Annotated in this window: 13 protein-coding genes; 12 read left to right on the top strand and 1 reads right to left on the bottom strand. The window is 36.0% G+C overall.

Going from position 1 to position 14,630, the window contains the following annotated elements; translation table 11 throughout:
* Positions 1 to 277: 277 nt before the first annotated feature.
* The 8 genes from CKV71_RS10850 (at position 278) to CKV71_RS10815 (ending at position 9,238) form a co-directional block, all read left to right on the top strand.
* A complete protein-coding gene (locus tag CKV71_RS10850) occupies positions 278 to 1,507 on the top strand; it encodes a NupC/NupG family nucleoside CNT transporter (protein ID WP_095106696.1) in 1,230 nt (409 codons plus the stop codon).
* A gap of 424 nt (positions 1,508 to 1,931) precedes the next feature.
* Positions 1,932 to 2,768, top strand: a complete 837-nt coding sequence (locus CKV71_RS10845) for a YitT family protein (RefSeq protein ID WP_095106692.1) — start codon at positions 1,932 to 1,934, stop codon at positions 2,766 to 2,768.
* 350 nt (positions 2,769 to 3,118) lie between these two features.
* The gene (locus tag CKV71_RS10840) at positions 3,119 to 3,922 is read left to right on the top strand and encodes an ABC transporter ATP-binding protein (RefSeq protein ID WP_095106689.1); all 804 of its coding nucleotides are present in this window, start codon (positions 3,119 to 3,121) and stop codon (positions 3,920 to 3,922) included.
* 10 nt (positions 3,923 to 3,932) lie between these two features.
* Positions 3,933 to 4,940: a FecCD family ABC transporter permease gene (locus tag CKV71_RS10835; protein WP_095106687.1), complete on the top strand. Its 1,008-nt coding sequence runs from the start codon at positions 3,933 to 3,935 to the stop codon at positions 4,938 to 4,940.
* Entirely contained in the window at positions 4,937 to 5,953 is a 1,017-nt protein-coding gene (locus CKV71_RS10830) for a FecCD family ABC transporter permease (RefSeq protein ID WP_095106685.1), read from the top strand. Before CKV71_RS10835 ends, CKV71_RS10830 begins: the two co-directional genes overlap by 4 nt.
* 117 nt (positions 5,954 to 6,070) lie before the next feature.
* Entirely contained in the window at positions 6,071 to 6,571 is a 501-nt protein-coding gene (locus CKV71_RS10825; RefSeq protein ID WP_095106683.1) for a hypothetical protein, read from the top strand.
* 353 nt (positions 6,572 to 6,924) lie between these two features.
* Positions 6,925 to 7,992, top strand: coding sequence for a YkvI family membrane protein (locus CKV71_RS10820; RefSeq protein ID WP_095106681.1), 1,068 nt, complete (start codon positions 6,925 to 6,927; stop codon positions 7,990 to 7,992).
* Positions 7,993 to 8,215: 223 nt separating this feature from the next.
* Positions 8,216 to 9,238: an alpha/beta hydrolase gene (locus CKV71_RS10815; RefSeq protein WP_095106679.1), complete on the top strand. Its 1,023-nt coding sequence runs from the start codon at positions 8,216 to 8,218 to the stop codon at positions 9,236 to 9,238.
* A gap of 258 nt (positions 9,239 to 9,496) precedes the next feature.
* Here the strand turns inward: CKV71_RS10815 and CKV71_RS10810 are convergent, their stop codons facing one another.
* Complete coding sequence (locus CKV71_RS10810) at positions 9,497 to 10,003, bottom strand: GNAT family N-acetyltransferase (protein WP_095106677.1); 507 nt, start codon at positions 10,001 to 10,003, stop codon at positions 9,497 to 9,499.
* Positions 10,004 to 10,212: 209 nt separating this feature from the next.
* On the opposite strand from CKV71_RS10810, the gene CKV71_RS10805 reads away from it, so the two are divergent.
* From CKV71_RS10805 to CKV71_RS10790, 4 genes are all read left to right on the top strand, one after another.
* Positions 10,213 to 10,893, top strand: coding sequence for a response regulator transcription factor (locus CKV71_RS10805; RefSeq protein ID WP_095106675.1), 681 nt, complete (start codon positions 10,213 to 10,215; stop codon positions 10,891 to 10,893).
* Positions 10,880 to 11,917: a sensor histidine kinase gene (locus CKV71_RS10800; RefSeq protein ID WP_095106673.1), complete on the top strand. Its 1,038-nt coding sequence runs from the start codon at positions 10,880 to 10,882 to the stop codon at positions 11,915 to 11,917. The genes CKV71_RS10805 and CKV71_RS10800 overlap by 14 nt, the downstream gene beginning before the upstream one ends.
* Positions 11,918 to 12,014: 97 nt before the next feature.
* Positions 12,015 to 12,776 (top strand): ABC transporter ATP-binding protein, encoded by a 762-nt coding sequence (locus CKV71_RS10795; protein WP_095106671.1) that lies wholly within the window; start codon positions 12,015 to 12,017, stop codon positions 12,774 to 12,776.
* Positions 12,766 to 14,514, top strand: coding sequence for an FtsX-like permease family protein (locus tag CKV71_RS10790; RefSeq protein WP_095106669.1), 1,749 nt, complete (start codon positions 12,766 to 12,768; stop codon positions 14,512 to 14,514). The genes CKV71_RS10795 and CKV71_RS10790 overlap by 11 nt, the downstream gene beginning before the upstream one ends.
* Positions 14,515 to 14,630 lie beyond the last annotated feature (116 nt).

Raw genomic sequence — 14,630 nt, 5'->3', positions numbered from 1 at the left:
GCAAGACAAACTAAAGTTCCCCTTCCTTTTTAATTTAAGTAAAAAATATGACAGTTCAACTTTCGTGGTAAGTATTTTTATTTGACTTTTAAAAATGTAATTCAAAGGTACGTTTCAACATGATATACTAAAAAAGCATTTAAATTATCTTTGTAAATACGATCAACCATAATGATGTGAATCCTATTGCTTAAAGAAAAGAGCGCTTAAACAAGCAGTCATTTTTGAGTGATAATCTATTCATACATACTTCAGAAAAATAAAAGGCGGGTGTCATATGTACTTACTTATCAATATTATTGGGCTGGCGGTATTTTTAGGAATTGCAGTGCTCTTTTCCAGAAACCGTAAAGCAATTCAATGGAAGTCAGTTGTAATCTTAGTCGTTGTTAACTTAATTCTTGCATGGTTCTTTGTGTTCTTCCCATGGGGAAACTGGTTCGTATCTAAAATGGCGGATGGTATTTCCTGGGTAATAGAATCTGCCAATGCAGGTACTGGTTTTGCATTTGCAAGCTTCGTAAACCAAAAACAAATGGATATGGCAATTTCAGCATTATTCCCGATTTTACTTGTCGTTCCATTATTTGATATCTTAATGTATTTAAATATTTTACCGAAATTTATCGGAGCAGTGGGTTGGTTATTAGCGAAAGTCACGCGCCAGCCTAAATTCGAGTCATTCTTCGGTATTGAAATGATGTTCTTAGGAAACACTGAAGCATTAGCTGTTTCAAGTGAACAATTAAAAAGAATGAACGAAGTCCGTGTGTTAACCATTGCAATGATGTCGATGAGTTCAGTGTCGGGTGCCATCGTCGGGGCATACGTTACTATGATTCCAGGCGAATTAGTATTAACTGCTATTCCTTTAAATATTATTAACGCCATTATTGTGACATCAATTTTAAATCCAGTCAGTGTAGAAGAACGAGAAGATATTATTTATAACCTTAAAGAAGAAGGCGCACAACGCCAACCGTTCTTCTCATTCTTAGGTGACTCAGTTATTAATGCTGGGAAATTAGTATTGATTATTATTGCATTTGTAATCAGTTTCGTAGCATTAGCTGACTTGTTAGATCGTTTCATCAATTTAATAACAGGCATTATCGGCGGTTGGATTCATGTAAAAGGCAGTTTCGGACTCAACCAAATTCTAGGCGTATTTATGTATCCATTTGCATTACTTCTTGGATTGCCATGGGATACAGCATGGATTGTAGCGCAACAAATGGCGAAGAAAATTGTTACCAATGAGTTCGTAGTTATGGGACAAATTTCAGATGTGGTTAAATCATATGACCCACATAGACGTGCCGTTATTTCTACCTTCCTTGTATCATTCGCAAACTTCTCCACAATTGGTATGATTGTCGGAACACTAAAAGGAATCGTCAACCAGAAAACATCCGATTTTGTATCGAAATATGTACCGATGATGTTATTATCAGGTATACTCGTTTCCCTGCTTACAGCTGCATTTGTCGGATTGTTTGCATGGTAAGTCGATATTTTCATGAAGCAATGTTCAACTTTTGGTTGAGCATTGTTTTTTTCTTTTTGAAGAAAGAGGGATTAATAATATGAAAAGACCAAATAAATGAATGTGGGGAGACACAAACATTACTTGGTCTTTTACGGGAAATGAATTTGATACACGTAATCAGTAAGGACTAGGTACTGTTCGTGCATTCGAGCGAAAATTTTGTTTGTTTATTGTAAACAACACAAAGGAGATAACTCCCTTAATCTATTGATTAAAGAAGTTGAAATTTATTATAGCAAACCGCTAATCGAAAGTAAACAAAATTTTCAGAATTATTTACAAACTATTGTGGTTGCTAAAATGTAAATCGCTATATTGTAGCCTCGACAAGACTTATGCTAACATTTAAGTGTCTATACAATTTTATAAGGGGGCGGTCATTTTGAATAAAAAAACAGTGCGCGACCTGGCGTTAGTAGTATTTGGATCGTTTGTTTTTTCAGCTGGGGTAAATACTTTCATCATTTCAGGTAAACTAGGCGAAGGTGGCGTGACCGGACTTGCCATCGTTTTATATTACGCATTTCATTTGTCACCAGGTATTACTAACTTTGTGTTGAATGCTATTTTAATTGTCATCGGTTATAAATTTTTAAGTAAGCGGAGCATGTTCTTAACCATCATTGCAACTGTTTTAATTTCTGTTTTCTTGGGATTGACAGAATCATGGCATATTGAGACAGGCAACGTTGTGGTAAATGCAGTTTTTGGGGGTTCTTGTGTTGGTTTAGGTATCGGAGTGATCGTCCTAGCCGGCGGAACAACTGCTGGAACAACAATTTTAGCTCGCTTAGCTCATAAGTACTTAGATGTCAGTACATCGTATGCTTTATTATTCTTCGATTTGATTGTAGTAGCCATCTCCATTACGGTTATTCCGCTGGATAAAATTTTGGTGACTATCATTTCCTTATACATCGGAACTAAAGTTATGGAATTTGTAATTGAAGGTTTAAACACTAAGAAAGCTATGACTATCATTTCCAGCCGCCCTGATGAGGTAGCTAAAGTTATAGATGAAAAAGTAGGTCGTGGTGTCACAATTATCGATGGTCGCGGCTATTATTCTAAAGAAGATAAAGAAATCTTATATGTAGTCATTAGTAAGACTCAAGTTTCCAAAGCTAAACGACTGATTCGCAGTTTAGATGAAAATGCCTTTTTAGTTATTCATGACGTGCGTGATGTTTATGGCAACGGATTTTTAGCTGATGAGTAACTTTGAGAACGAGACAGATTTAATTTTTATTAATTATAAAGCAAGCTGAGACATTCATTTCTTGTCTCAGTTTTTTCATATCTAAAGTAAAGATTTGTTAGGAAAATAAGCACTGAGGTGTTATAATATATCCTATGATAATGATTATCAATTACATTAAGGTGATTGATAAAGAACTTAAGATAAACATTATTAGATTGAATCTAAAGTTAATTCAATCTTACGAGATAAATATTTTTAAGAGATGAAAGAAAACTGAGTAAAGTCTTGGAATGGGGAAGAACAGAAAAACTATCTGAGTTCAAGGCTTGATTAATTGTTTTCAAAAAATGGAAGGATGAAAGAAATTGATGAATCGTTTAAACGGTCAACAAGTAACAATCGGATATGGGGAACATGTTATTGTTAGTGATTTAGACGTTGAAATTCCTGATGGTAAAGTGACGTCCATTATCGGACCGAACGGTTGCGGTAAATCAACATTGTTAAAGGCATTGTCACGCTTACTTTCTGTGAAAAACGGCGAAATTTTATTAGATGGTAAAAATATACACACGCAATCTACAAAAGAAATCGCTAAAAAAATTGCAATTTTACCGCAATCTCCGGATGTTGCTGACGGGCTTACAGCTGGTGAATTAGTATCTTATGGACGCTTCCCGCATCAAAAGGGATTCGGACGTTTAAGTGCTGAAGATAAAGAAGAAATTGATTGGGCTTTAAAAGTAACTGGAACATACGACTTTAAACACCGCGCAATTAATGACCTCAGTGGTGGTCAAAGACAACGTGTTTGGATTGCTATGGCTTTAGCCCAAAAAACTGACATCATTTTTTTAGATGAACCGACAACTTACTTGGATATCAGTCACCAACTAGAAATTTTGGAACTTGTTCAGGAATTAAACCGTGAACATGGCACTACAATTGTGATGGTATTGCATGATATTAACCAAGCAATCCGCTTCTCCGACCACCTTATCGCTATGAAAGGCGGAGACATTGTCTCTTCAGGTGAAACTCACGAAGTATTAACGAAAGATATTTTAGAACAAGTATTTAATATTGATGCTGAATTAAGTACAGATCCACGGACAGGAAAACCGATGCTCGTCACATATGATTTATTATGTAAGCATTATTCAAAAGTGTGAGGAAAGTTAGATGACTCAAAAGCAGAAAAAACAAAAACAAATTAATTTCACATCTGCATTTATTTTATCTTGCCTCTTACTATTCATTATGTTGTTGATATCTATTTTATATGGTGATGCAAGAATTCACTTATCAACAATCTATCAAGCTGTCTTCCATTATAATCCAGCAATTGAACAACATAATATTATAAGTGAAATCCGAATACCGCGCGATTTAGGCGCGGTATTAGTCGGTATGGCGCTAGCAGTTGCAGGTGCTGTGGTGCAAGGTGTAACAAAAAACGGTTTAGCCGACCCTAGTTTAATTGGGTTGAATGCAGGAGCAAGCTTTATGTTGGCTGTCACTTATGCTTTCTACCCAAGTGCAAGTTTTGGTGTCTTAATGATCGCTGGTTTCGTCGGTTCTATTTTAGGTGGAACTATTGTACTGATGATGGGACGTTCACGCCAAGATGGTTTCAATCCGATTCGTATCATTTTAGCAGGCGCCGCAGTGAGTGCCTTCTTAACCGCCCTGAGCCAAGGAATCGCATTGTTGTTCAAACTTAATCAAGATATTAACTTTTGGAGTATGGGTGGTGTTTCTGGTACAACTTGGGTTCAGTTGAAATGGAGCGCCCCTATTATTATTGTGACAGTAATTCTAATCGTTCTTTTAAGTAAACAGCTGACTATTCTTAATTTAGGAGAAAGCTTAGCTACAGGTTTAGGACAGAATGTCACATGGATTCGTACCATCAGCTTAATATTGACGATGCTCTTAGCTGGTATTGCTGTTGCTATGGTGGGTCAAATTGCCTTTGTCGGACTCATTGTACCGCATATTGTACGATTCTTGATTGGAACAGACTATGCAAAAGTCATTCCTTTAACAGCAGTACTCGGCGGTTTCTTGGTATTGCTAGCTGATACAGTTGCTCGCATGTTGGGTGATGCTCCAGTCGGTGCAATTGTATCGTTTATCGGTGTGCCTTACTTTATCTATTTAATTAGAAAAGGAGGTCGTACGATATGATTGAACCGAAATTACGAATGAAACAACTCATTGCATTAGTTATCACTATTGTCATGTTGTTTGCTGCATGTGTATGGAGTGTGACTTCCGGTGAATATCATATGTCAGTCAATACTTTTTTCAAAACATTATTTGGACAATGTGAATATACAGATAGTCTGATTTTATTAGATTTCAGATTACCGCGGATGCTGATAACTATTTTAGCAGGAGCCGCACTAAGTATGAGTGGAGCAATGATGCAAAGTGTGACGAATAACCCGCTTGCTGAACCTGGGATACTAGGGATTAATGCGGGAAGCGGTTTTTTAATTGCATTATTTTTAGTAATTGGCCATGTCAACGCAGATAACTTTATTTATGTATTGCCGATATTAAGTATTATTGGCGGTATCTTGACGGCTACTATTATTTTTTACTTCAGTTATACCAAAGAAAAAGGAATTACACCTGCAAGTATGGTATTAGTGGGGGTCGGACTTTCTGCCGCGCTCTCTGGCGGTTCATTGACAGCAATGTCTAAGTTTGACCGTGATCAGTCAGAGTTCATGGCTACTTGGCTTGCCGGAAATATTTGGGGAGACGATTGGAGCTTTGTGAGTGCTCTGATACCATGGTTGATTGTGATTATCCCATTTTTATTTACTAAAGCGAACATATTGAATATCTTAAATACTAACGCGCAAATTGCTCAAGGTTTAGGAATTAATGTGCGACGTGAACGTATGGTTATACTGTTTACCGCTGTAGCATTATCTTCGGCAGCTGTGGCAGTAAGCGGCGCTATAAGTTTTATTGGTTTAATGGGACCGCATATTGCTAAAACAATTGTCGGACCTAGACATCAATTATTTATGCCACTTGCCATTTTCATCGGCGCTTTTCTATTGGTATTTTCAGATTCTTTAGGACAAGTCATCCTGCAGCCGTCCGGAATTCCGGCAGGGATAGTCGTAGCCTTGATTGGTGCACCGTATTTCTTATACTTGATGTATCGTACAAAAAGTTTTTAATTTAAATAGGTAAAAATATATTGGGGCCTTTAAGGTTATTAATGTTAATTGGGAAAGATTGTGGTAGAATAACAGTAATTGCAAATAAAATCTGTTCAAATATAGGAGGACATTGCCATGCAAGATTTAATAAAGCGACATGTCTTAAACGGCGAATTTGAATCAGTCAAACAATTAATGTCCGAATCAGATTTTATGGAATTTGAAGAAGCTTATATTTCAAGTGCACATGATGTCGAAAGTGTCATGTTTTATACATGCATTTTAGACATGATGAAAGAAGGCGAAACTTCTGAATTGCATGATTTAGCTTTCCTGCTGTTGGTTTATCCACTCAGTGAAGTTGAAGGCGCACTTGATTCTGCTTATTACCATGCTGAATCTTCCATAAAACTCACTGAGGGCAAAGAAGTGAAGAGCTTATTGCAAATGTTATTACTCCACGCTATTCCTGAACCTGTTATTTCAGATAAGAAAGCTTTCGATATTTCTAAACAAATTCTTAAATTAGATCCAAATAACAACGTAGCACGTAATATTCTTAAACAAACAGCGAAACGCATGGATAATGTAGTAGTCAGCATTGATGAATTAAATCAAAATCGTGATGCAAAATAATAAGTATCTTAAATGAATAATTTTACAAAAACAACAGGGGCTGGGACATTATTTTGTCCGAGCCCTTGTTTTGCGGGAGGGGGCAGGGTAGATACAGCATTAATTTATCCTTCAGTTTTACTAATGGATGACCTCGGTATTTTTTATGAGTAGTGTTATTATATTGAGGGTAACTTAATGATGTATTGAGTCGTTTATACAAAGCGCATGTTGCGCAACAAGGTAGTTTCTTGTTACTATATACTTTTCATGGAAAAATTCATGACCTTTAAAAAGACAGAAAACGCTATGGATAGTAAGTATAATCGTTGGCAAGCATTGTTTAATTACACGAGGAGGTATTATACGTTATCATGACGTTTAATAAAGAAACTGTAAAAATTGGCTTTGCCTATGTCGGTGTAGTCGTCGGCGCAGGTTTCTCAACAGGCCAAGAAGTTATGCAATTTTTCACAGATTATGGATTATATGCATACATTGGTGTATTAATAGCAGGTTTAATTTTAGGATTCATCGGAAGACAGGTAGCAAAAATTGGGACAGCTTTCGATGCAGAAAACCACGAATCGACACTTTCGTATATATTCGGGAAGCAATTTGGACGCATCATCGACTATATACTCGTCTTTTTCTTATTTGGAATTTCTGTCACAATGATTGCAGGGGCTGGATCTGCATTCCATGAAAGTTATGGTATTCCAACCTGGTTAGGTTCATTAATCATGGTAATTGCAATCTACATTACATTATTAATGGACTTTAACAAAATTGTACGCGCACTTGGTGTGGTTACACCATTCTTAATTGTTTTAGTGATTATAATTGCTGGCGTGTACTTAGTAAAAGGTCAAGTGCCAATCTCACAAATTAACTCAGTAGTACCGGACGCTAATCCGGTTAAAGGGATTTGGAGAGGTACAATTTACGGCGGTTTAGCATTTGCAGTCGGTTTCAGTACGATTGTGGCTATTGGCGGTGATGCCAGCCGACGTAAAGTATCAGGTGCAGGCGCGTTATTCGGCGGCGTGGTTTATACCATCTTGCTCGCTTTAATTACATTCGCACTGCAAACAGAATATCCAGCAATCAAAGATGCGGCAATTCCGACGCTTACATTAGCACACGGTATTCACCCAATTGTTACTATCTTATTATCAATTGTAATGTTAGCTGTAATGTATAACACAATTTTAGGATTGCTCTATTCTTTCGCAGCACGATTTACAACACCTTACAGCAAAAAGTATCATATCTTAATTATCATTATGATGCTGGTTGCATACGGACTCAGCTTTGTTGGATTCTCAAGCTTAATTAACTTCTTATATCCAGCAATGGGTTATGTAGGATTGTTAATCGTAGTTGCAGTATTGGTTAAATACTTTAAACGTAAGAAAGCAAACAAAGAGCACATTGCGTAATAAGTCAATTGTGTTAAGTTACTAGATATAGCAAATTATTTATAAAAAAGGTCAAGCAACTGTCAGATACAGTTGAATGAAATTCTAAAAGCAAGCGTAGCGCATTAAGTGCTGCGCTTTTTCTGTATATGGTGAGTGCACACTTTGAGAAATAAAGTCATATACAGTACAATAAAGGCAAATTATAATAATGCGACAAACGACAGAGAGAGGACTTGGTGGCATGAGCAAGCGCAAAAAACGCTGGCTTGTATGGAGTACAATCATAGTTATCGTTCTTTGTATTGCAGCGGGCATCAGTATAAAAAAATACTTTGATTATCGTCATACACAAGATATGAAAGAAAAAGTACAATTGAATAACCGAAATGTAAAAATCTTTAATAATATTACATACGGTAAGACTTTTCCTAAGAGTCAATTAGATATTATTACACCTGCAGAGTTAGATAAAGATGTTAAATTACCTGTCATTTTTTGGATGCATGGTGGCGGATTCATAGCTGGAGATAAGCAATATAAGAATCCATTGTTATCTAAAATTGCGGAACAAGGTTATATTGTAGTGAACGTCAATTATGCACTCGCACCAGAGTATAAATATCCGACACCCTTAATACAAATGGACCAAGCTGTTTCTTTTATTAAAAAGAACAGACATGAATTACCGATTGATTTTAATCAAGTTGTATTTGGCGGCGATTCAGCTGGAGCTCAGCTTTCCAGTCAATATACAGCAATACAGACAGATAAGTCATTGCGTAGTTCAATGGACTTTAAACAACAGTTTAAACCAAAAGATATTCGGGCTGCTATTTTCTTCGGAGGCTTTTACAATATGAATACGGTTAAAAAAACTGAGTTTCCACGTATTCAATTATTTATGCGCAGTTATACAGGCACGTCACATTGGGAATCAGAATTTAAGAACTTATCTGAGATGTCTACAGTTGAGCATGTTACCAGTCAATATCCGCCAACATTCTTATCTGTAGGGGATGCTGATCCGTTTGCTAGTCAAAATGTTGAATTTGCAGATGTTTTAAAACAACATGATATACCGACAGATACTTTCTTCTTCGATGGGACACATCATCTGCATCACCAATATCAATTCCATTTGGACAAACCGGAATCTAAAGAGAATTTAGCAGCTGTGCAACATTTCCTAAGTCGTAATACGAGCTCAACAAATATTAAGAAACAAAATGAGCAATTTGAACCGATTCAATTAAATCCATTCTAATTACAATAAGGGCCGGGACATAGATGAATGTCTTAGGCCCTTCATTTATGGAGTGTGGCTGTCAGAATAAGAATCGTGCAAGAGGGAATATGGGTATCAGAAAAACTGATGTACAGATTATCGATTGAAACGGTCGATTCGGAGTGAAACAATGAAATAATTCAAACTTATGTCATCCGTTCTTAATTTTAAAAAAATAGAAAAAGATCCTCGTACCATTCACCACAAATGGACCAGGACCTTGAAAATTCAATAGATTTAACGTAATAACTTTGCCATTACATATTCGTTATAATATTGATTGTCGATTTTAAGTTTATCGCGCATTTCGCCTTCAACTTGATAGTTCGCTGATTTGAACAGTTCTACTGCATGGTCGTTCTGAGGAACCACCAATGCTTCTAGTCGTCGGATACCGTGATTTAAAGCCCATGCATCAACGGCATTCAGCAATGAGTGTCCGACACCTTTATTGCGGTAATGTTCACGGATGCCGATACGCACGCGTGTTTCGTGCTGTGTGCGTTCATATTTGCGTGAAGAAACGATTGCGAACCCAATTAGCATACCATCAATTTCTGCGACGTAAATAGTATTAGATGGAGAAGTGATAAAATGCTCAAGATTTTTTAAGACACTTGAAAGTGATGGGACATATTCACCAGGACTATACAACATATAATCAGATTCATCATAGATATCTTTTATCAATTTGATATAGTCATCTGCATCGTTAATACTTATTTCTCGAATCGAATGTTCCATAGACACCCTCCAATTTATAAGATAGTATTACACTGAGTGTACACTATCTCGGTATATTTAGCATTATTTTAGTTTAATTCTACTCTATTTTTTTACAAAAACAAAAAATTGATGAAAAGCACAATTTCTAGTTTAGAAGAAAAACATTGAAATGTAAATGAAATCATTCTGAAATATTCTTGAAACATTAATCAGAAAGGTGATAAAAAATGAAAATACTGCTTGTAGAAGATGATAAAACTTTATTTAAACAACTAAAGAAAGAATTAGAACATTGGGATTTGCATGTTGAAGGAGTAGAGGACTTTGGCAATGTTTCATCAGAAGCTGAACAAAAAAATCCTGAGATTATTATTATGGATGTCGAATTGCCGAAATATGATGGTTTTTATTGGTGCCGACAAATTCGTCGTGAATCGAATGTACCGATTTTATTCTTATCTGCACGGGACAATCCAATGGATCAAGTAATGAGTATGGAATTAGGGGCTGATGACTTTATTCAGAAACCTTTTTATACCAATGTACTAATCGCTAAGTTAAAAGCAGTTTACCGAAGAGTTTACCAATTCAACTTAGAAGAACAGCGCAATATGACCTGGGGCAGCATTCAAGTTGATTTAGCAAAAGGTGTTTTAGAACGCGAAGGTGCAGAAATTCATTTATCTAAAACAGAAATGCTGATACTCGAAATTTTATTAAAGCATCGAAATGAAACGGTCAGTCGTGATGAGCTTATTACTGCTTTGTGGGATGACGAGGCCTTTGTGAGCGACAATACTTTAACAGTTAATATTAACCGCTTACGTAAAAAACTTGCAGATTTCGGCTTGGATAAAGCAATTGAAACACGCGTAGGTAAAGGATATATAGCCAATGATATGGTTTAAATGTACAAGGGATTTCCTCGTCTCCCGTATTAACTGGATATTACTGCTCTTAGGACTACAAGTGGTCTTGTTGATTTTCAGCTATTTAGATCCAGATTTGTCTGTTGGTGCCGTCAGTTACGTAGCTTTATTTAATTTGATGATTATTGTGGTCTTTCTCTTTTTTGCTTATTTACGAGAAACTGCTTTTTTGAAAAAGTTATCGGAAATGCGCGAAGTCGAAGAGCTGAAGCATAAAGAAGCGGCAAATACTCCAATGGAAAGAGAAGTCTTAAAGTATTTGTATGCACAAATAACGCGCCAAAAGAAAATCGTCTCGAAGCAAGCTGTTACTTTAAAGGAACAAGAACAGAGCTTGACCCACTTTGTACATGAAATGAAAACGCCTTTAACGGCAATGAAGTTGCTTGTAGAAAAAGAACCAGATAAAGAAAAAAGAAGTGAATTATTATTTGAATGGTCACGTTTGAATTCTATGCTTGATAATCAACTTTATTTAGTGAGATTAGATTCAAAAGGGCAAGATGCTTATTTTGAAAGAATTTCTTTAAAACGGATGGTTATAGAAGAAGTTCAACTTACCCGACACATTAGTCAACAAAAGGGTATTGGTTTTGATATGGAATTTGGGGAGGATTATGAAGTTCTATCTGACAAGAAGTGGTGCAAAATGTTGTTGCGTCAACTTATCACTAACGCAGTAAAATATAGTCCTGAAGGCGAAGATATTACGATCAGAGCCTTTTCTCGCGACAACCATATCCATCTTGAGATTAGTGACAAAGGTAGAGGAATACCTGCTAAAGACTTGCCTCGGATTTTCGATCGCGGCTTTACGTCTACAGGCCATCGAAGTGAGACTACTTCTTCAGGCATTGGACTTTATTTAGTGGACCAAATTAAACGCAATCTAGGGATAACAGTAGAAATTGAATCTGTAGTCGATGAGGGCACTAAAGTGCATTTAACTTTTCCTAAACAAAATGAAATCGTGGCCCGGAAAGCTGAAGTGACAAATTTGTAATTTTAAAAGTCTGATTTGTTAGTTCAAACAAACGACCTTGCTGAATGAATTGCATAAACTAGAGGTATAAATCATTACCAAAAGGAGTGGAATTGAAGTGGCAATTCTTACAGTATCTAATCTCACCAAAGTATTTGGAAATAAACACGTCGCTCAAGAAGTGCTGAAGGGCTTGTCTTTCAAAGTTGAGAAAGGTGAATTCATTTCTATCATGGGACCCTCTGGTTCAGGAAAGACGACATTGTTAAACATGTTAAGTTCAATTGATTATGTCACACAAGGATCAGTAGAACTGAATGGTCATCAACTGCAAGATTTGACGAATAAACAACTTTCTGAAGTACGTAAGCGCGAAATCGGCTTTATTTTTCAGGACTATAATTTGTTGAATACATTGACAGTGAAAGAAAACATTATGTTGCCGTTGTCGATACAAAATTTGGAGAAAAATGAAGCGGAAAAATACTTTGAAGAAGTCACTGAGGCTTTAGGTATTTCAGAACTGGCAGATAAATATCCATCTGAAATTTCAGGAGGTCAGAAACAACGTGTATCAGCTGCGCGAGCTTTTATTACGCGGCCTTCCATCATCTTTGCAGATGAACCTACAGGCGCCTTAGATTCTAAAAGTGCGCAAGATTTATTGAGACGTTTGAAGGCGATGAATGAACGTTTTGAGTCTACCATTTTAATGGTAACGCATGATCCCGCCGCCGCTAGTTATTCTAATCGTATTATTATGTTGAAAGATGGTCAGATTTATTCAGAACTCTACCAAGGCGATCAGGATAAACAAGCCTTTTATAAAGAAGTCATTCAAGCACAAAGCGTCTTGGGCGGTGTAGAGTATGACATTTAGACATATCGTATTAAAGAATTTAAAGCAAAACTTAAGACATTATGGCTTATATTTATTTTCCTTAATTATTAGTATTGCATTGTATTTCAGCTTTGTAACTTTAAAGTATGCAAAGAGTATTAATAACGAAGACTCAGCTAAAATTATACGCGAAGGTGCGAACGTCGGAAGTATTTTTCTTTTCATCATCATCGTGATTATTCTGATGTATGTCAATCAGCTTTTTATTAAACAACGGGTAAATGAATTGGGACTTTACCAATTAATCGGTTTAACACGATCGAATATTGTCCGTATGTTGATGCTGGAACAAGTTGTGATTTTCTTAATGACTGGCATTGTAGGAATTATAGGCGGATTCCTCGGATCACGTCTGTTATTGTTAATCGTGTTGAAGCTCATGCACATACAAGAAAGCATCCACCTGACATTTAGTTTTAAAGCATTAATTGCTACAGTTTTAATGCTGATACTTGCTTATGCTTTAATTATTCTGAAAAATGCTCTTTTCATTAAGAGACGTTCTATCTTAATGTTGATTCGAACACGTCAAACTACTGACGTTAAAGAGAATAAAATAACTAAAGCCGAAACTATCTTCGGAATTATTGGCGTGTTAATGATTGTCACAGGTTACTATTGTGCTTTGAATGTTAAGTTATACGTTATTCCTGTAATACCGTTTTTAATACTCTTTTTAACGGTACTAGGTGCTTATTTCTTCTTCCGCAGTACTGTATCTTTATTTTTTAAGATACTGAAAAAGCGAAAAAATGGAAATATCGGTATCAATGACGTCATCTTCACTTCTTCAATTATGCATCGCATGAAAAAGAATGCCTTATCATTAACGATTATTGCGGTAATTTCAGCGATTACTGTAACTGTATTATGTTTCAGTGCAATCACTTTGAAAAGTGAACATGTACAAATCAATTTATCATCACCCTATGATGCTACAATTCAGAAAAAGCAATATGTTGAAGGCGCACATATTACTAAAGGCAAAGGAGAGTTAGTACAGCCCTACGGTACAGGTTTAACATTAGGCGATATTAATGACCATTCATATGTACAATTTAAAAATAAAGCAAAACAACCTTTGTTGCGAGTAAAAGTACAGCTTTCAGATTTGAATATTAAATTCAGCCAAGAAACGCTTAGAGGTGGAAAATTATTAATTCTAAACCATGAAGATTATCAGCTAGTGAAGAGTAAAACAGCATATGATAAAGGTGATTTAGTGAGTCAATATGGTTTTACCTTTAAAGAGAAGCATCAAGAAGCTGAAGCGACTCAATTATTGCATCAAATCAATCCTGATTATATGACAAAAAAAGAAATCGCTGATGATTTTAGAAGTTTCAGCAGCGTATTCTTGTTTGTTTCAAGTTTCTTAGGAATTGCTTTCTTAATTGCTGCAGGTTGCATTATTTACATTAAACAAATGGACGAAACAGAAGATGAAATGGAAAACTTCAAGATTCTGCGTAAACTAGGATTTACACAAGATGATATGAAGCGAGGATTGATTTTAAAGGTTATCTTTAATTTCGGTTTACCCTTAATCATCGGGTTATTACATGCTTATTTTGCAGCCTGGGCCTTTTTGAAATTAATGGGCTCTAGTGATCATACCCCTATATTTCTAGTAATGACTATCTATACTATTATTTACGCATGCTTTGCAATTATTGCTTACGCACATATGAAACGTGCAATTAGACATTCTATTTAAAGTTACTACGCTGGGAGAACATTTTTTGTTCTCCCAGCGTATTTTTAATGTGTGAAATGTACTTGGCTAGGATATAGCAATATAGAGACCATTATCTTCTTTATGAAAGTGGTTAA

Source organism: Staphylococcus piscifermentans, assembly GCF_900186985.1.
Taxonomy (GTDB): domain Bacteria; phylum Bacillota; class Bacilli; order Staphylococcales; family Staphylococcaceae; genus Staphylococcus; species Staphylococcus piscifermentans.
The sequence above is the reverse complement of the archived record's forward strand: the minus strand, read 5'-3'. Positions and strand labels throughout refer to the sequence as shown.

Excerpts from the sequence above, each read along its gene's own strand:
- CKV71_RS10825 (WP_095106683.1), top strand. The coding sequence starts at position 6,071 with ATGCAAGATTTAATAAAGCGACATGTCTTAAACGGCGAATTTGAATCA.
- CKV71_RS10800 (WP_095106673.1), top strand. The coding sequence starts at position 10,880 with ATGATATGGTTTAAATGTACAAGGGATTTCCTCGTCTCCCGTATTAAC.
- CKV71_RS10820 (WP_095106681.1), top strand. The coding sequence starts at position 6,925 with ATGACGTTTAATAAAGAAACTGTAAAAATTGGCTTTGCCTATGTCGGT.
- CKV71_RS10835 (WP_095106687.1), top strand. The coding sequence starts at position 3,933 with ATGACTCAAAAGCAGAAAAAACAAAAACAAATTAATTTCACATCTGCA.
- CKV71_RS10840 (WP_095106689.1), top strand. The coding sequence starts at position 3,119 with ATGAATCGTTTAAACGGTCAACAAGTAACAATCGGATATGGGGAACAT.
- CKV71_RS10815 (WP_095106679.1), top strand. The coding sequence starts at position 8,216 with ATGAGCAAGCGCAAAAAACGCTGGCTTGTATGGAGTACAATCATAGTT.
- CKV71_RS10805 (WP_095106675.1), top strand. The coding sequence starts at position 10,213 with ATGAAAATACTGCTTGTAGAAGATGATAAAACTTTATTTAAACAACTA.
- CKV71_RS10830 (WP_095106685.1), top strand. The coding sequence starts at position 4,937 with ATGATTGAACCGAAATTACGAATGAAACAACTCATTGCATTAGTTATC.
- CKV71_RS10790 (WP_095106669.1), top strand. The coding sequence starts at position 12,766 with ATGACATTTAGACATATCGTATTAAAGAATTTAAAGCAAAACTTAAGA.
- CKV71_RS10810 (WP_095106677.1), bottom strand. The coding sequence starts at position 10,003 with ATGGAACATTCGATTCGAGAAATAAGTATTAACGATGCAGATGACTAT.
- CKV71_RS10850 (WP_095106696.1), top strand. The coding sequence starts at position 278 with ATGTACTTACTTATCAATATTATTGGGCTGGCGGTATTTTTAGGAATT.